Genomic DNA, 16,274 nt, shown 5'->3' with positions numbered 1-16,274 from the left:
AGCAAGATCAACAAAGATGATAATAGTTATCAGTAAGATTCATATCGAGATGCGGATAATGACTGAAACCACTTTTTTATACCGATCATTTTATAAAGCAGAAGATCTCTTTCTTATTCATCAAAATGAGAATGGGTTAGAACATGATCTTGTTGCTAATTACATTCAATCAAGTTTAAGCCTTGCGACTTGGTATAGAAAAGAATCTGATTTTGCGAATCCATTATTAGAAGAACTTTTTCTTCGCTGCCTCTTTTACAACCTTTTGAATACCATTAATGACGCACTTTAACAGCTTCATGATTAACATAAAAAACACAGAAAAAGAGAAACTTAAACATTAATCTGAATAACCAATGTAATAGCGATTAATTTTCCAACCTGATATTGCAAAATTAGCTATAATTAGGGGTGTCACAAATTTTCTCTTTAGTTAAAATATCGAAATAATATGGCTGATTATCATGCCATTGTTGGGCTTTTTTGCCCTTTTAAACATCATCATTCAGGAATGTACATTCATGAACCAACCAGTAGACACTGTTGATAAAACTGAGCGAGATAATTCAACGAATGATATGCAACTTGCACAGTTTAATATTGCACGCATCTTTAGCATCATTCTTAATGTGGTATTAATCCTCGCACAAATTAAGTTATTAAAAACACACGACGTTACCATTAAAACATACGGACTTTTTCTGCTATGTAACGTAAGCATTTTATTTAGTCTCTTTGCACCACGTTTAACAAGCTTTAAATTAAAACAAATTCTCAAATACGCTTATATGCCAACGGTTATTGCTGTATTTATTTTTATTGGTCAAGTCACTAACTAAATACTGATTAAGTACCGAGCATGAAGTGTTAAAAATAATGATTTCGATTATGCTAACACTTCATTAATTATTCTAATTCAGCTATCCCAATACTTCGTTACAAATAACCACTCAATAACAGAGTCATTCATTGTTTTATTAAAACATTCAAAAATGTATCACTCATCACAATCTTCTCTCTTACCTCCAGTAATGTTGCGCGATATGATAGCCCTACTAAACGTTATATCTGTTCCTTTCTCATTTAAGTTCATTCATGCATGGAGCAAAAATGAATATAGGTATTTATATTTACGACAATGCAGAAGTTCTCGACTTTTCTGGGCCTTTTGAAGTTTTTAGTACCGCTAAGCGCTTACATGCAAAAGATTGGGATATATTTCTCATTGCTGAAACGTCCGCTCCAGTGACTGCACGAGGCGGTTTCCAAGTTCTGCCACATTACAGCTTTAATGATCACCCGCATATAGATGTTCTCATTGTTGTCGGTGGTATTCACACTGAAGAAATGAATAAAGCAGAAGTATTAGCATGGATAAAGCATATTGATTCATCAGCAACACACGTTGTTTCTGTTTGTACTGGCGTTTTTTTACTGGCGAAAGCCCAGTTGTTTACTCAGTTGTTTGTTACCACCCATTGGGAAGACATTCCAACTTTAATCGAAACCTTCCCTGATCTAAATGTCATAGATAACAAGAGATGGGTTTGTGATGGAAAATATATAACATCCGGAGGTATATCAGCAGGGATAGATATGAGCTTATACCTCGTATCAAAATTACACAGCTTAGTGCTTGCAGAACAAGTGGCACATCAAATGGAATACCATTGGCAACAATACCCTTAAAATGATTTACAATAAATGCCAACAAGCAGGACGCCATGACGATCATATCAACCGTTAAAGATGCCCTTTCAGAAATAGGCTATCCCGCCAAAGCGATAAAAACCAGTCAGGTTCGGGCCCTTTCTGCTGCGCTTTTTAAACAATTAGAAATACAAGATATTGATTCAACTTTATCAGTGTGTGAAACATTGCTAAAACAGCGTGATTGGGCTTGTAGTATTATTGCTTACGATTGGGCATTTAAAATGAAGAAGCAATATACTCCTGAAACCTTTACAACCTTCCAACATTGGTTATTTACTTACGTAACTGACTGGAACGATTGTGATGATTTTTGTACCCATGCTTTTGGTGAATTGCTACTGAAGTATAAATCACTATTTCCTAAAATTTTGCCGTGGGTAAACCATGATAACTTTGCTGTTCGCCGCGCTACGGCAGTGATCCTGATTTATCCAATGAACAAAAAGGACTACAGCGACTTATTCCCATTAACCGTGGCGAATTTACTCCAGAATGATGAGCACTACTTGGTGCAAAAAGGATACGGTTGGATGCTAAAAGTACTGTCTAAACACGAACCTGAAACTGTGATTAAATACTTAATTCAGCACCGCAGCGCGATGACCCGTACGGCTTTTCGCTATGCATTAGAAAAGCTGGATAAAACCACGCAACAAAAATTAATGGCACTGTAAGACTACGAGCTCAATTGTTTTTTAAACGCTACATAAGAGGTTTTCTGAGCATTAATGCGAGCCTGGTTATGATGTACTAAGACCTCCCTTGCTCCAGCTCCCATCGCCAGTTCTTTTAACACTCGCTCTTCAATATCAGTGAGACCACCGTCTACTTTTTCCAATTGATGCATCACAATACGTGGGCTTAACACAAACTTGTTGTGACCTAATACTTCACGGACAGCATATTGCAGCAGCTTTTCTGCACATGCAAAATCACCGACAAACGAGCGTTTATGATCAAACGGATTAATTACTGTAATATTTGAACCTGATAAATGTTTTGCGTTATCTCCTACCGCTAGTACATTCTTTTTCTTACCTTCAATCGCAATATAAGGAGATAAAGCCACCCTTTCACCCGCCCCAAATACCTCAACAGATAACTGCTTAACACTCAACTCAACCAAAAGATCGCGTTTGAATTTTTGTAAAAACGACATTGCCTTGCTCTATCCTTAAATCCACGCAGCTAAAAGTGATGCTTAATGGGAGTGTCTAATTCAGGTTTCGTCACGATCATCGCATAATAGCCAAAACTAAGATCGTTTTTTCTCCCCACTAAAATGACGCGATCATTCAATGATAATTTACTCGCGACTTCAGAGGGAATATCACAAATACTATTATTCATAAATTGTGTAAACTCTTCTGGCTCAATACACCAATCCATGTTTCTATCTTGTGAAAGATCTTTAATAACAACAGTTTGGTACGCAATATTAATAGGAAGGGCAGAAATTACACTAGGGATCATTTTTATATAAAACATATAAATCAATAGTGGTGCAAGGACAAAAAAACAAAATACGGGTGCAATACTGAAAATCTTATTTCCTTTACTTGTGATACGAGTAAAAACGATTTTTCTAAAGGTATCATGCGTGACAAGAAAATAAACGAACAGCAAAAAAAGAATAATACAGGAACATATTGTCATCATTAACAACATCTTATAAGCATCTGCATACACCAATGTAGACGGCGTCAAAACCAGAAATAATAACCCACTGAAAATAAGAAATAGGTAATATCCCAATGATACGAATAACGACAACATTAGCTATTCACCATTTCTTTTCTAGGTGAACTTACATTCATTAAATTACCCACCAGCATAAAACTGGCACCTAAGAAAAGAGTCCAATCAATCCCTTCTTCATAAACATAAAAACCTACGAACGCAATTAATGGCAAGCGTAAAAAGTCCATCATAACCACTAAGGTTACATCGGCAGATTGCATGGCTTTGGTCATACAGAAATGGGCTAATAGTGCTGAAACAGACACTAAAACAATCCAACCCCAGGCAAAGATATTGGGTGATTGCCAACCTTGGTAAGCCAGTATTAACCCAAACGGAAGTTGTACTAAACACATGAAAAACAAAATAGTTAACGGCTTATCTGAAGTAGAAAGCGATTTAGTTGAAGCATGAGATACGGCATAACACATCGCCGCCCCTAGCACGATTAACGAAGCACTATTAATGATTTTAATACCGGGCTGAACAATAATCACTACCCCAGTAAAACCTAGCACTAAAGAAAAAAAACGCTTTGAGGTAAAGCGTTCATTTAAGAACAATGTGGCAATAATTGCAGTCCAAATAGGTACGGTAAACTCAATAGCAAAAACTTCTGCCAAGGGTAATAATGTTAACCCTAATAACCAGCCATATTGACCTGCAAAGTGGAATACATTGCGAAATACGTGTAACCGCAAGCGTTGCGTCTGAAATAAATATTTATCTCGATAATATAAGATAATCGCGCTAATAATACCTAATCCAATTATACTACGCAGTGCCATTAACTGCGCGGTAGTGATATCACCAGATAACTCTCTTGCACCAATAGCAATTAAACAAAACGAGCAAAGTGCACCCATCATCCATAATATTGACAGCATCACTGCTAACCCTTTTTTAATACTTCTGATATTAATGATTTAAAAGTCTAAACCAAGTCCATAACCCCAAATCAGATATAAATAATACGCACCAACTATAAAGCAATATAACGCCCTTTAATTCATGTGGTTTATTATTAAAGGCTCTAATTTTTCAACAACAGATGGAGCCCTATTAATATCCATTTCAAACCAACCATCAGTCCCCATCTGATATAACTGACTTATCTGTAACTCTTTACATTTTTTATTGTAAGTGCCGATAACGTTAAATATTCCAAAATCAGTGTTAATTCGACTTATATTAAATTTTTGCATTAATTCAACTTAATAATAAATTCCTCATCTTATAACTTCTTATCTTGTCTTTCTTTTCCAATACAAATAAAGGCGAAGTACGACACATCTTCATGTAACAAAAAAAACCATTACCATTTTCGTTATCGACGATTATGCAATTACAAAACGTATGTTTGCATAACTCAATAAAGACAGAATAAATTATCAAGAATATGCTTATCTCAATGCTTAAATATTGATTTTAAAGGGGTGAGATGATGAAAAAGGCGCTTAAAATAAATACTGTCTATATCAATATGGAAACAATTGTTGCTTTTGATCTTGACTATAAAATTGATGGTAATCGTGCTTTGTATCTAATGACCAATAGCAATGAGCTACCTTTTCTAGAAATTGAAGTCGCAGAAGATGGGCTGGCAGAATCTACCGACTATCAAGCACAAAAAGTAACGAATCGAGAATATAATCGTATCAAGAATGAACTCATGGCATACATGGGGTTATAAATCATTAGGTGCAATTATCTATGTAAGACTCGCAGCGCTTTATTCATCCAGATTTTATCGATAAAGCGTTGTTTCACTGTTTTCTTTCGTCAATAAAAGCCACTCAGAACTATGGGGAGTAGCGCTAAGTGGCAATCCTCTTCATAAAAAGAGGCAAGTGAAACCATTATATTTTTACTGGTATCTTTATTATTTTAAGATCGACTTAAGAAAACTATTCATTAAACGTAAGGATATGTTTTATAACGCACTCCCATCATCTGCTCCATGCAATGCACAACCTGACAGCTATAACCAAACTCATTGTCATACCAAATATACAAAACGGCACGATTATCTTGTGCAATGGTCGCAACACCATCAACCACTCCCGAATAACGCGAACCAACTAAATCTGTCGAGACAACTTCTGTCGAGTCAGTAAAATCAATTTGTGCAGATAACGTTGAAGAGAGCGCCATTTCTCGTAAATAAGCGTTCAACGCTTCTTTATCGGTACTTTGCTCTAATTGAAGATTCATTACCGCCATTGATACATTTGGGGTTGGAACACGAATCGCGTTGCCTGTTAATTTACCTGCCATTTCAGGCATGGCTTTTGCCACTGCTTTAGCAGCACCGGTTGATGTCAGCACCATGTTCAATGAAGCAGCACGGCCACGACGATCTCCGGTGTGGAAATTATCTATCAGATTTTGGTCATTAGTAAATGAATGTACTGTTTCAATATGACCAAACAATACACCAAACTTATCATGTACTGCCTTTAATACCGGAGTAATCGCATTTGTCGTGCAACTTGCAGCAGAAATTATCGTGTCTTCACGGTCAATAACATCTTCATTTACACCGAATACAACGTTCTTTATTTCTCCTTTACCTGGGGCGGTCAACAACACCTTTTTGGCACCTCTACAAACAAGGTGCTGGCTAAGCCCTTCAGTATCGCGCCACACACCTGTATTATCAACAACTAAGGCGTCCTTAATACCGAAAGTGGAGTAATCGACATCTTGCGGTTTATTGGCATAAATCACTTGAATGTAGTTACCATTCACAATGATGACTTTACGTTCATGATCGATGACTATACTGCCATTAAACTGACCATGCACAGAGTCTCGACGTAATAAACTGGCGCGTTTTTCTAAGTCACCGTCTTTTCCACCCCGCACCACAATAGCACGTAATCTTAATGGATAACCGGGCCCACTCTTTTCAACTAATAATCGAGTTAATAAACGACCTATACGACCAAAACCATACAGCACCACATCACGAGGCTCTGTCATTGGATCATCTTCAAGTGAATCTTTCAATGCTGTTTGCAAGAAATCATCCAGCCCATGTGTATCTACATTACTCTCCCAAAATGTATATGCGAGGCGCCCGACATCAATACGACAAGGTGACAAATCCATCTTAATAAGATGCTGAATAATTGGTTGCGTTTGTTCAACTGTAAGTGAACAACCAATGTAACGCTTGGCAACACGGTGAGCTTTGATGATGTCGATTGTTGTCGCATTAACTAATGTTTTACCAAAAAGTATAACTTCAACACCTTTTTGACGGTACAGTTGGCCTAAAACAGGAGCAATAGATTCGGCGTAAGTTTGACTCGTTTGCCATTCTCGGAAGTGCTTTTCTGGACTCATTTTTTCTCAGGACCTTTTCACGTTAAGTTTTTGCTTTCATGGCGATTGTAGGGGAGCCACTTAGCATTAAGAGTGCATTTCAAGTCATGGTCTTTAGTGCCACTTTAAAGACTCGAAAGCACAGCATTTCAAGCTGTAGTTTTTATATGATTGCGTTTAAGATGAGATTAGCTGTTCAGCTAGGAAAAATAAGTGTCACTCATGATTGATAACGAGTAAAAGCAATGGAGAGCTTAAATCGTTACACATGGCGTCAATAAGGCTGCGACACATTAAAAATGGGAATGTTTCATCCCCCATTTTTAACTTATTTAATTTACAGATAATTAAATCGCAACCCAATCAAGTATCAATAACACGAAGACATTACACATTGAAAAGTAAGGCCTCTCATTAAAAATTACTCAATCGTTAAAGTATCTGATCAAGGGCATTGAAAAAACGTTCGATTTCTTCTTCGGTATTATAATGCATTAAACCGACACGTAAGATCCCACCCTTTTTTGTTATTTTAAGTGCATCTGTCAACATATCAGCGTAAAGATGACCACTCCAGGTGTAAATCTCCTGCTCTCCTAAATGAGCGGCTACCTCTGTTGGGTTCAACTCACCAAAGCGCAGTGCAAACGTTGCCGTTCTATTACTAATACTAGGCTCGCCAAACAATTCAATTGAAGGGTAGTCTTTCAAACGTGTCAGGAACTTGCTCGCGAGAAAGTTCTCGTAATTTCCAATGTTCTCATAACCACTCTCTAATTGTTCTCGTAAACACCTTCCGTGGCCTAAAGACGCTAAGTAATCAATTGTCGAAGAGAATGCCGATAACGCCTCAAAATTTAGCGTTCCTGTTTCCCAGCAATTCGGTGAGTATGAAGGGGCTGGCTCCACCTTATAAGGAGAGTAATACTCTAACGCCTGTTGGCGACCGTACAAGACACCAAGGTGAGGGCCGAAGAACTTGTAGGCAGAGCCTGCAACAAAGTCAGCGCCTAAAGAAGCAACGTTAATGATTTTATGGGGTAAAAGATGCACGGCATCAATATAAACGACACTGCCATTTGCTTTACCAAGACGGGTTATTTTCTCAATATCGACTAACGTACCCGAAAGATTACTCGCTGCAGTCACAGCAATAAGTCGGGTTTTATCATTTAGTAGGCGTTCAAACGCTTCAAGGTCAAGTTGGCAAGTATTATCCAAGATAGGAATATAATGAACTTTTACCCCTTTATCTTGAGCAGCCATCGCCCATGATGAGCGATTTGAACCATGATCTGCAGTACTCAGTATGATCTCATCACCTTCTTTCCAATCGTTACTTATCGCACGGCTAAAATGGAAAGTCATCGAGGTCATATTAGCCCCAAAGATAATTTCTTCTTTTTTCTCTGCGCCAAAAAGTGCTGCCGCTTTCTCACGACATGTATCGACAAGCTCTACCGTTTTACGACTGACAGAAAAATGACCGCCGAGGTTAGTATTACCCTGCTTAAGATAATTACCATAACTCTCTATCACGCTAAGCGGTTGTTGTGCACCTCCTGGACCATCAAAATAGATAGCTTGACGACCATCAACCTCACAATTTAACGCTGGAAATTGTTTACGTAGAAGATCTACATGCTGACTAAGCGGTAAAGACGAAGACATCTCTTACTCCTTTTTGCCCTTCAATATTGGATAATGTTTCAGATATGTAATGATAAAAGCGTTCGTCATTGAGTATTACAAATTGGTTTTCTTCAAGCACTGTATTCATATGTGGATGCTGCTCTACTGGAGAAGCAAAGATTTGCGTATATCCGCCTGAGATATTTTTTCTTTGAACACAGAAAATACCAACATACCGAAAGCCATCTTGGTGTATTCCTTCTGGCGCAGGTGCACTTGCAGCATCATGGTCGCAAGTAACACGAATTTGGTGAACATCCACAACTGAGTGATCATCTATAGCCCCTGTGCGTTCCATAAATGATTTCAAAAGATGCTGAAATTCAACGGTATTTACCATGTCTTGTGATATATCAGAAAAGTCTCGCTCAACGTCACCGAGCACCCGGTTAACTTGAGATGACTGTTTAAATTTTGAATGGGGAAGTTTAATGATGCTTCCATTTTCAAACTGAAAACGCGCGTAAGCACGAAATCGATGATCGCTGTTGATGTACTTGTCAGGGGGGAGCAAGTCAAAGAATGGAGCAACTTTCGCTGCTACCTTTGACGGTACTTGGAAAGCTTCGATTAAGAATTTATTTTCTATCTCCATTAAACACCCTCGCCTCTATCCATGTTAATAACTCGTTAACTAACATTATAATATATTGCTAAAGTGTTTAATTTCAATCAAATAAGCCAAAAAGAACATAAATTCCAAAACCTAAATCCAGAAAAGAATAAAATTAAAACATTAATCTAATACAAGACAGAGAATCAGTGGTTTAATCCATTAATTATCAAAAAAAAAGAAGGCAGGTTACATTTATTCGGTTATGTCAATATTTTAATAAGCCGGAGAAAATATTCCATCATCAGCTGTGAATACATAAACCTATACGTAAAATAATCACAATAAAAAATTAAATTCAGAACTAAGCACAATATAATCAGTTGATAGGAAGGTTAACGCCTATTTATACATATTGCTCCTGCCGCTAAATGACAATGTGTTCTTTTCTAGTTAACAATCGTTTTCCTTTTTATTGCTCTAAAAATAACTTGACAGTTAAATAACACTTTTAATTTATATCTATTTAAAATTTAACCATTGTAATTATGAATTCTGCTATTCATAGTTGTCTTACTTAGATTCCTTTTTTCGATTTACACCGTTAGAGTATTACTATGAAAAAACGCTGGATTGTCGTTGCAACCCTAAGTGCTATTGCTGCCTTAGGTATTTATGCAGTTAAAGCTCCCTCTTCTGATGAACACCATTTCACCATGCTGACTGCTAAAAATGCGACGATTGAGAAACAAGCCATTGCGGTAGGACAAATCATGCCAGCTCAAGCGGTAAAGATTAAATCTCAAATAGAAGGGATAGTAGATAAAATTTATGTCAATCTAGGTGACAAAGTAGAGGCAGGCTCTCCCGTTATAAAGCTTCGTCCAAACCCTACACCGCAAGATCTGACTCGTGTTAATGCTGACTTATTAAAAAGCAAAGCCGATTTGGAATCAGCCAAAATAAAATTAGCGAATTTAAAACGTTTAGCGGCACAAAAAATTATTCCCGCTAATTTCGATGCCTATATTCAAGCACAAGCAGATGTGAAATCGAGAACCGCTGAGTTAAAACAAAAACAACAAGAATCTGATCTAATGAGTAAAGGCGAATCAGATGCAGGCTCCACCAAACTCACCTCTATTATTTATGCGCCGATTAACGGTACGGTATTAGATGTCAAAGTCGATGTCGGTGAACCGATCACTTCAACGGAATCAAACCAAGCAGCAACAGAAATTATGACCATGGCTGATATGAAAAATATCATCTTTAAAGGTTCGGTGAGTGAGCATGATGCAGCCCAACTAACAGAGGGAATGCCTGTTGAATTAACCCTTGCGCCTTATCCTGATCTAAAAATAGCGGGAAAACTCACGAAAGTTGCGGTGCAATCAGAAAAACTAAACAACGATAGTAATAATAATCAACAAGCACAAAGCTTTGACAATGGTTTTGCGGTTGAAGTCAGTGACATTCAGTTTCCTAAAGATATTACTTTACGCTCAGGCTTTACGGCTACTGCACATATCACATTGAAAAAAGCGACAGACGTAATGACGGTACCTGAACGCGCTCTGCATTTTAAAGGTAATGATCCTTTTGTACTTATCGCCGATGACTCAACGAAAGGCTATAAAGAGATTCCCGTGAAGCTAGGCTTATCAGACGGTATTAATGTTGAAGTCTTATCAGGCATTAAACCTAAACAAAGTATCATCGATGCTAGCATGGTCGAGGGCTTATAATGACAGCTTTATGGCGTAACACACTATTGAGTCTTTCACTGGGTTTGGTATGCACTCAAAGCTTCGCATTAACGATTGATCAAGCATGGAAAGCGGCAAAACAAACCAATCCTGATTACCGTATTAAACAGCTTGAAGAAAGTCAGAGTCAATACGGTGTATCACTAAGCAAAAGTGCATTACTTCCTAGCCTTCAAGGGAGTGCAACAACGGGCTGGACTAAAGATGGTGGCAACAGTAATGGCTACAATATTTCACTTAATCAATCGATTTGGAATAGTCAAAACTGGGCTGCATTGAATCAATCACAAGTAGATGTAGTTATTGCAAAAATCGCGATTACGCAAGCGAAAAACACACTGGCAGAAGAGCTTATCCAAGCTTATTTCGCTTTAGCACAAGCTCAACGTTCGCTCACCATTGCAGAGCAACAACGTAAAGATAGTCAACAACTTCTCTCACTGACAGAACAGCGCTACAAATCCGGATTGATTATGTCAACAGGAATTGACGATGCTAAAGCGCATGTCATTGGCACTGAGACCACTGTATTGCAACGACAATCAGATCTCGTTGAAAAACAGTCTGAACTCGCTATCGTGATCAATCAAACACCTGATCGCGTCAATGAAATCGACAGCCAAAATCTTCACCAACCAGCACTGGCCGTCAATGATGAAAAAGCATGGTTAAACAAAGCAAAAGATAACAGCCCTGAATTATTGATTGCGAAACAAAATGTAAAACGTCAGCAACTCGCGGTAGATCAAGCACAAGCGGGATACTACCCTACTGTTAACGGCTCTGTTGGCTACAGTAATAACTTTGACAATAATAGCGAAGGGATGAGTGCAAACCTTGGTGTTTCAGTGCCGATTGATCTTAATGGCGCGATTAAAACCAAAGTTTCACAATCTAAGCTCGAGTTACAAATAGCTAAACAGCAATTAAGAAAAGTCGAACTTAATCTCGAAAATAATGTGAAAACACGCTTTAACCAACTTGATCTGGATTGGAAACGCGTTGAAATGGGCGTAGAAAAAGTCAAGTCCGATGAAAAAGCACTTAAAACTAAAGAAATTTTATTTAATTCTGGCGCTGATGGTACAACAGCATTAGACGTTATCAACGTTCAAGATACGGTATATCAAAGTAAAGAAGACTTACAGCAACTTCTCTATCAATACTGGTTAAACCGAATTGAATTGCTAAAGCTAACAGGTCAACTCAATGACCAAACAATTACTCAGCTTTCTCAGGCCTTAATGCCATGATCACACTGCTTAGCCAAACCGTTCAAACACTGCTTACCCATAGGTTGAGAAGTGCATTGGCCATTATTGCGATAGTCTGGGGGATTGTTTCAGTTTTAGTCTTAGTCGCATTAGGCGAAGGGTTTTATCGTGAAAACTTAAAATCTTTTTCTATGCTGATGAGCGATACACAGAAAGTCTCTTTTGCACAAACGAGCAAACCGTGGCAAGGATACCCTGCGAGAAGAAAGATCACGACAACGGAAAAGCAGCTAAGTGCTTTGTCTGAGGTGCCTCAAATAAAACAAGTCTCTATTTTATATTCGAATGCCAAAGCACAAGTCACCGATATTGACGGCACTCAATTAAAAGGGAATGTCTTTGGTATTGATAATCACTTTCTGGCGCTTAATAACACACGTTTAGTGCTAGGCTCTCGTAAAATATCACCGAGTGATTTAGCCAACCATACTCGTATTGCCATTATAGGCTGGCGTCTCGCGAAACGCGGAAACATTCGTTTGAACGACAACATCAACATCAATGGTGTGCCGTTTCAAGTGATCGGTATTTCAAAAAAGACAGAAAGTAGCGGGCTTACCAGAATTAAACGTGCCGCCTTAATTCCAAGTACAACATTTAATGACTTATGGCTAAGTAATCCTACCGATCTGTTAGTGCAACCAGAGAAAGATATTTCAGGCATGGCATTACGTACAGCAATGCAAAGCTTTTTCGCTAAACAGTACCAATTTGATCCTAAAGACAAACAGGCTATACGAATGCCAGATTACAGCCGCTTTGCCGATTTCTACACCAGTCTGTTACGAGGTATCCAGCTATTTTTAGGCGCTAGCGGTGCAATGACACTCGCGGTAGGTGCATTAGGTGTTGCTAATATCATGTTTTTATCTGTAGCAGAAAGAACCCGCGAAATAGGCGTAAGGCTTGCCATTGGTGCGACCCCTACTCATATTTTGATGCAGTTTATGGTAGAAGGTGCTGTATTGGTGACAGTGGGAGCTATCACCGGTATTGCCGTTTCTGCCATCATCATTCAAAGCTTAAATCTTCTCTCATTACCCGATTGGCTCGGTCACCCAGTAATGACGTCAACATCTATCGTTTTAACACTCATGATCACAGCAGTACTTGCCTTATTAGCTGCATTTTTTCCAGCACGTAGGGCTGCACACTTAACGCCAGTGATAGCATTAAGTGCGAGGGCCTAACAATGTTTCCTGTTAAACAAATTTTCCATGAAATGTCAGCCGAGAAACTTCGCTTAAGTCTTACTTTTCTTGCCATTGTTTGGTCGACAGTCTGTATTAGTACCATGCTCGCAGCTGGTGAGGGTTTACGCCAAGGGTTAATTCGCAGTTCAACCAGTGGAAACGGCAATCTCATTTATGTATCAACCGGTGTCGCATCCATTAATTATGGTAATTTTTACAAAGGAAAATCACTTGATTTAGCCATTGAAGATCAAAAGCTTATTAAAGCATTACCAACAGTAAAAATGGTTTCAGCAACCGCAACATGGGAAGAAAGTGCGCATTATAAAGATCGCCAAGCCTTTATGTTTCCGCTTGCGGTTGAAAACAATTATAAAAAACTCAATGATTTAACATTAATGGCAGGTAGCCGCTGGTTTAACCCTCTTGATACAAAAGAACAGCGAAAAGTCGCTATTTTAGGGAAAACAACAGCAGCGCTATTATTTAACAAAGCTGCGTTTAGCTGGGATAAAGACGTAAAACTCGACAGCGATCCTGTTGGTAAACAATTTAAAATTGGTGATGAAGATTTCACCGTAATTGGTGTACTAAAAGATGATCGTAACATTGAGTCGGGGTCTTCCTCTGAATACAGCATATTGGTGCCGTTGGCGACATGGCAACGCTTTTATCCCAATTCTCCAATCCAAGGTATTAATGTAGAACCTCAACCCAACGCCAACCGTGAACAATTGGCCAAAACTATACGGCAAGTAATTGCACGAAAATACAACGCGGATATTGCTGATGAACAGTTAATTCAAACGGATGACATGCTGCTACAGCAAGAAACCATGCGTTCATTTTTACTCGGGCTACAGAGTTTCTTAGGCATTATTGGCTTTGTAACATTAGGCGTTGCGGGAATAGGTATTGCAAATGTCATGTACGCCAGTGTAAAACGCGCAACACGTGATATTGGGGTTCGGATGGCAGTAGGAGCAACGCCTAGCCATATTCGTTTACATTATATTGTGCAAGCTATGATGACGATGGCTATGGGTGGTTTTATCGGGTTATTAATGACGCTAGGCCTTGTCAGCATCATTGACGCAATCCCTATTTCAGATTCGGGTTTTTATGCTCGCTTGGGCAGCCCTAAACCTGAGTTGTCACTGTCCGTTATGTTAATCGTAATTTCTGCATTAATTCTGGTTGGTATTCTTGCAGCTTGGTTCCCTGCGAATAAAGCCGCAAGTATTACGCCATTAGAGGCATTACAAAGTGAATAAAATGACAAATACATTGGGTACCTCCCCGGCACACACAGCTTTAGTTGAGCTTAATCATATTTGTAAGTTCTATGGCGAAGAAAATAATTTAGTTAAAGCATTAGATAATGTCTCTCTCACTATTCATTCTGGTGAGTTTTTATCAATACTTGGCCCTTCAGGCTCTGGTAAATCTACCCTGATGAACATGCTAGGTTGTTTAGATAAGCCGACATCTGGCGAATATTTGCTGGATAATAACGATGTATCATCAATGACAAGCCACCAACTTGCAAAAATCAGAAACCACAAAATTGGTTTTGTTTTTCAAAGTTTTAACTTATTAGAATATGCCATTGCATTAGATAATGTTGCGCTACCTCTCGTGTACCGAGGCGTAAAAACAAAAGAACGTCGAGCAAAAGCGGCAGATTTATTAGCCCAAGTAGGACTCGCCGATCGTATTCACCATAAACCGAATCAATTATCGGGTGGTCAAAAGCAACGTGTGGCAATTGCGAGGGCTTTGGTTAACGATCCACAAATTATCCTTGCGGATGAACCAACAGGTGCATTGGACTCTAAATCAGGCGCAGAGATTGAAGCACTTTTTAATGACTTGCACCAACAAGGAAGAACCTTAATTGTCGTCACTCACGATGTCAGCCTAGCGGAAAGAACGCCACGCATTATCACTATCAAAGATGGACAAATAGTTTCTGATAAAAAGACAGGCTATAAACCGCCTTTAGCATCGGCAGTTATTTAATCTTAAATATAAAATAGCGGGCATTTTGCTCGCTATTTTATAATTTTCGTTCTAAACCGTATTTTCTTCTTATTTTTCAATAGTACATTGATATTGATAATCACCATTTGTTTCACCTGAACTTTTTTGTACTGATTTCTTTAAACATTTAGCATTTTTAATAGAAAGCTGTTTTAGTTTTTTATTATCAATATCATCGAGACCAATGAAAGGCTGTAACGTATCCACTAACTGTTGGGCTAATTCTTCTTTAATCGTGCGTTGCTCTGTCACTTCTTTATAATCACACTGCATTTCGTGCTGATGAGTATCGCAATGTATATCATCAACAATAACCCACGCTTTACCCATGCCATGCTCTACATATACGATTTTCGCCAATACGTTAAACAAAGACTGATCATTTGCCATTGCATGTGAACTAACTAATAACCCCACCAGCAACAGAGTTTTTCTCATGTATCTTTCCTCTTTTAATGTGGGTTAACTTTACCACATCAAAAAAGCGAAACTTTATATCCAGTAAAATTTAACACTACTCAAACATTTATCGCTAAACTCATGTTCACTTTTGCTTAGTTGTTTGTAAGAGATCTCTTACAAACAACTAAGACAATCACACTTAAATTTGAATATAGTGTCCATGTGATTTTTATAATCATTTGTTTTTAAACAAATAAGATCAATACATACAAATAATTAATCGATACAACAAAGAAAATTTCCCTCTCTATATCTATATTCTATTCCTACTTTTACCTATTATTAATGGTGTCAGAGGGAACTGGCGACAGGAACAGGATTGGAACCAAGGACGTTGGTGATCTCAGGATGAGATGTGATGAACTAGGATGGTTTATCAAACAAGGACTGTGATGGAGACTACTGGAAGTAGTAAAGGTAAATAGGATATTTACCGGTCAGGATGACACAAGGACACTTCAAGAAGAAGTAAAGGACACCTCTAAGGAAAGAGATGAGAGTTATA

At 38.3% G+C, this 16,274-nt stretch carries 18 protein-coding genes; 10 read left to right on the top strand and 8 right to left on the bottom strand.

The genetic code is table 11. The annotated features are described in order from the left end of the window. The first annotated feature begins 58 nt into the window (after positions 1–58). The 4 genes from C9J42_RS05805 to C9J42_RS05790 all read left to right on the top strand — a co-directional run bounded on the left by C9J42_RS05805 (position 59) and on the right by C9J42_RS05790 (position 2,387). Positions 59–292 carry a hypothetical protein gene (locus C9J42_RS05805; RefSeq protein WP_233217779.1) on the top strand — a complete coding sequence of 78 codons (234 nt, stop codon included), beginning with the start codon at positions 59–61 and terminating at the stop codon, positions 290–292. Positions 293–521: 229 nt separating this feature from the next. Then, positions 522–839, top strand: coding sequence for a fumarate hydratase (locus C9J42_RS05800; protein ID WP_107207556.1), 318 nt, complete (start codon positions 522–524; stop codon positions 837–839). 271 nt (positions 840–1,110) lie between these two features. After that, complete coding sequence (locus C9J42_RS05795; protein ID WP_107301771.1) at positions 1,111–1,689, top strand: DJ-1/PfpI family protein; 579 nt, start codon at positions 1,111–1,113, stop codon at positions 1,687–1,689. Positions 1,690–1,700: 11 nt separating this feature from the next. Beyond that, entirely contained in the window at positions 1,701–2,387 is a 687-nt protein-coding gene (locus tag C9J42_RS05790; RefSeq protein ID WP_304591247.1) for a DNA alkylation repair protein, read from the top strand. A gap of 2 nt (positions 2,388–2,389) precedes the next feature. On the opposite strand, the gene C9J42_RS05785 is transcribed toward C9J42_RS05790, so the two are convergent. The 4 genes from C9J42_RS05785 to C9J42_RS05770 form a co-directional block, all read right to left on the bottom strand. Continuing rightward, positions 2,390–2,872 carry a rod shape-determining protein gene (locus C9J42_RS05785; protein WP_107301769.1) on the bottom strand — a complete coding sequence of 161 codons (483 nt, stop codon included), beginning with the start codon at positions 2,870–2,872 and terminating at the stop codon, positions 2,390–2,392. A 29-nt stretch (positions 2,873–2,901) separates the two neighbouring features. Continuing rightward, positions 2,902–3,201 carry a hypothetical protein gene (locus C9J42_RS21700; protein WP_233220728.1) on the bottom strand — a complete coding sequence of 100 codons (300 nt, stop codon included), beginning with the start codon at positions 3,199–3,201 and terminating at the stop codon, positions 2,902–2,904. A 287-nt stretch (positions 3,202–3,488) separates the two neighbouring features. Further along, positions 3,489–4,340: a DMT family transporter gene (locus C9J42_RS05775; RefSeq protein ID WP_107301767.1), complete on the bottom strand. Its 852-nt coding sequence runs from the start codon at positions 4,338–4,340 to the stop codon at positions 3,489–3,491. A gap of 117 nt (positions 4,341–4,457) precedes the next feature. Next, positions 4,458–4,658, bottom strand: a complete 201-nt coding sequence (locus C9J42_RS05770) for a hypothetical protein (RefSeq protein WP_107301766.1) — start codon at positions 4,656–4,658, stop codon at positions 4,458–4,460. 236 nt (positions 4,659–4,894) lie between these two features. Here C9J42_RS05770 and C9J42_RS05765 point away from each other — a divergent pair, with 236 nt between their 5' ends. Further along, positions 4,895–5,146: a hypothetical protein gene (locus tag C9J42_RS05765; protein ID WP_233220727.1), complete on the top strand. Its 252-nt coding sequence runs from the start codon at positions 4,895–4,897 to the stop codon at positions 5,144–5,146. 221 nt (positions 5,147–5,367) lie between these two features. Here the strand turns inward: C9J42_RS05765 and C9J42_RS05760 are convergent, their stop codons facing one another. The 3 genes from C9J42_RS05760 to C9J42_RS05750 all read right to left on the bottom strand — a co-directional run bounded on the left by C9J42_RS05760 (position 5,368) and on the right by C9J42_RS05750 (position 9,070). After that, positions 5,368–6,804 (bottom strand): glyceraldehyde-3-phosphate dehydrogenase, encoded by a 1,437-nt coding sequence (locus tag C9J42_RS05760; protein WP_107246146.1) that lies wholly within the window; start codon positions 6,802–6,804, stop codon positions 5,368–5,370. A gap of 411 nt (positions 6,805–7,215) precedes the next feature. Then, positions 7,216–8,454 (bottom strand): cysteine desulfurase-like protein, encoded by a 1,239-nt coding sequence (locus C9J42_RS05755; protein ID WP_107291150.1) that lies wholly within the window; start codon positions 8,452–8,454, stop codon positions 7,216–7,218. Further along, positions 8,432–9,070: a 2OG-Fe dioxygenase family protein gene (locus tag C9J42_RS05750; protein WP_107207547.1), complete on the bottom strand. Its 639-nt coding sequence runs from the start codon at positions 9,068–9,070 to the stop codon at positions 8,432–8,434. Before C9J42_RS05750 ends, C9J42_RS05755 begins: the two co-directional genes overlap by 23 nt. A 575-nt stretch (positions 9,071–9,645) precedes the next feature. Here C9J42_RS05750 and C9J42_RS05745 point away from each other — a divergent pair. From C9J42_RS05745 to C9J42_RS05725, 5 genes are read left to right on the top strand one after another with little or no spacing between them, the layout of a single operon-like run. Continuing rightward, complete coding sequence (locus C9J42_RS05745; RefSeq protein WP_107207546.1) at positions 9,646–10,776, top strand: efflux RND transporter periplasmic adaptor subunit; 1,131 nt, start codon at positions 9,646–9,648, stop codon at positions 10,774–10,776. Further along, complete coding sequence (locus C9J42_RS05740) at positions 10,776–12,050, top strand: TolC family protein (protein ID WP_107301764.1); 1,275 nt, start codon at positions 10,776–10,778, stop codon at positions 12,048–12,050. The genes C9J42_RS05745 and C9J42_RS05740 overlap by 1 nt, the downstream gene beginning before the upstream one ends. Continuing rightward, the gene (locus C9J42_RS05735; protein ID WP_107301763.1) at positions 12,047–13,261 is read left to right on the top strand and encodes an ABC transporter permease; all 1,215 of its coding nucleotides are present in this window, start codon (positions 12,047–12,049) and stop codon (positions 13,259–13,261) included. Before C9J42_RS05740 ends, C9J42_RS05735 begins: the two co-directional genes overlap by 4 nt. Positions 13,262–13,263: 2 nt before the next feature. Beyond that, positions 13,264–14,538, top strand: a complete 1,275-nt coding sequence (locus C9J42_RS05730; RefSeq protein WP_107301762.1) for an ABC transporter permease — start codon at positions 13,264–13,266, stop codon at positions 14,536–14,538. A gap of 1 nt (position 14,539) precedes the next feature. Continuing rightward, entirely contained in the window at positions 14,540–15,286 is a 747-nt protein-coding gene (locus C9J42_RS05725) for an ABC transporter ATP-binding protein (protein ID WP_233220726.1), read from the top strand. A 69-nt stretch (positions 15,287–15,355) separates the two neighbouring features. Here C9J42_RS05725 and C9J42_RS05720 read toward each other — a convergent pair whose 3' ends face one another. Next, complete coding sequence (locus C9J42_RS05720; RefSeq protein WP_107301760.1) at positions 15,356–15,745, bottom strand: hypothetical protein; 390 nt, start codon at positions 15,743–15,745, stop codon at positions 15,356–15,358. Between the last annotated feature and the right edge of the window lie 529 nt (positions 15,746–16,274).

This window comes from Photobacterium sp. GB-56, assembly GCF_003026105.1.
Classification (GTDB): Bacteria; Pseudomonadota; Gammaproteobacteria; order Enterobacterales; family Vibrionaceae; genus Photobacterium.
The sequence above is the reverse complement of the archived record's forward strand: the minus strand, read 5'-3'. Positions and strand labels throughout refer to the sequence as shown.

Bases quoted from the DNA above. Each gene is read 5' to 3' on its own strand.
- C9J42_RS05805 (WP_233217779.1), top strand. From the start codon at position 59: ATGACTGAAACCACTTTTTTATACCGATCATTTTATAAAGCAGAAGAT.
- C9J42_RS05720 (WP_107301760.1), bottom strand. From the start codon at position 15,745: ATGAGAAAAACTCTGTTGCTGGTGGGGTTATTAGTTAGTTCACATGCA.
- C9J42_RS05750 (WP_107207547.1), bottom strand. From the start codon at position 9,070: ATGGAGATAGAAAATAAATTCTTAATCGAAGCTTTCCAAGTACCGTCA.
- C9J42_RS05755 (WP_107291150.1), bottom strand. From the start codon at position 8,454: ATGTCTTCGTCTTTACCGCTTAGTCAGCATGTAGATCTTCTACGTAAA.
- C9J42_RS05770 (WP_107301766.1), bottom strand. From the start codon at position 4,658: ATGCAAAAATTTAATATAAGTCGAATTAACACTGATTTTGGAATATTT.
- C9J42_RS05795 (WP_107301771.1), top strand. From the start codon at position 1,111: ATGAATATAGGTATTTATATTTACGACAATGCAGAAGTTCTCGACTTT.
- C9J42_RS05800 (WP_107207556.1), top strand. From the start codon at position 522: ATGAACCAACCAGTAGACACTGTTGATAAAACTGAGCGAGATAATTCA.
- C9J42_RS05725 (WP_233220726.1), top strand. From the start codon at position 14,540: ATGACAAATACATTGGGTACCTCCCCGGCACACACAGCTTTAGTTGAG.
- C9J42_RS05775 (WP_107301767.1), bottom strand. From the start codon at position 4,340: ATGCTGTCAATATTATGGATGATGGGTGCACTTTGCTCGTTTTGTTTA.
- C9J42_RS05730 (WP_107301762.1), top strand. From the start codon at position 13,264: ATGTTTCCTGTTAAACAAATTTTCCATGAAATGTCAGCCGAGAAACTT.
- C9J42_RS05740 (WP_107301764.1), top strand. From the start codon at position 10,776: ATGACAGCTTTATGGCGTAACACACTATTGAGTCTTTCACTGGGTTTG.
- C9J42_RS05765 (WP_233220727.1), top strand. From the start codon at position 4,895: ATGATGAAAAAGGCGCTTAAAATAAATACTGTCTATATCAATATGGAA.
- C9J42_RS05785 (WP_107301769.1), bottom strand. From the start codon at position 2,872: ATGTCGTTTTTACAAAAATTCAAACGCGATCTTTTGGTTGAGTTGAGT.
- C9J42_RS05745 (WP_107207546.1), top strand. From the start codon at position 9,646: ATGAAAAAACGCTGGATTGTCGTTGCAACCCTAAGTGCTATTGCTGCC.
- C9J42_RS21700 (WP_233220728.1), bottom strand. From the start codon at position 3,201: ATGTTTTATATAAAAATGATCCCTAGTGTAATTTCTGCCCTTCCTATT.
- C9J42_RS05760 (WP_107246146.1), bottom strand. From the start codon at position 6,804: ATGAGTCCAGAAAAGCACTTCCGAGAATGGCAAACGAGTCAAACTTAC.
- C9J42_RS05735 (WP_107301763.1), top strand. From the start codon at position 12,047: ATGATCACACTGCTTAGCCAAACCGTTCAAACACTGCTTACCCATAGG.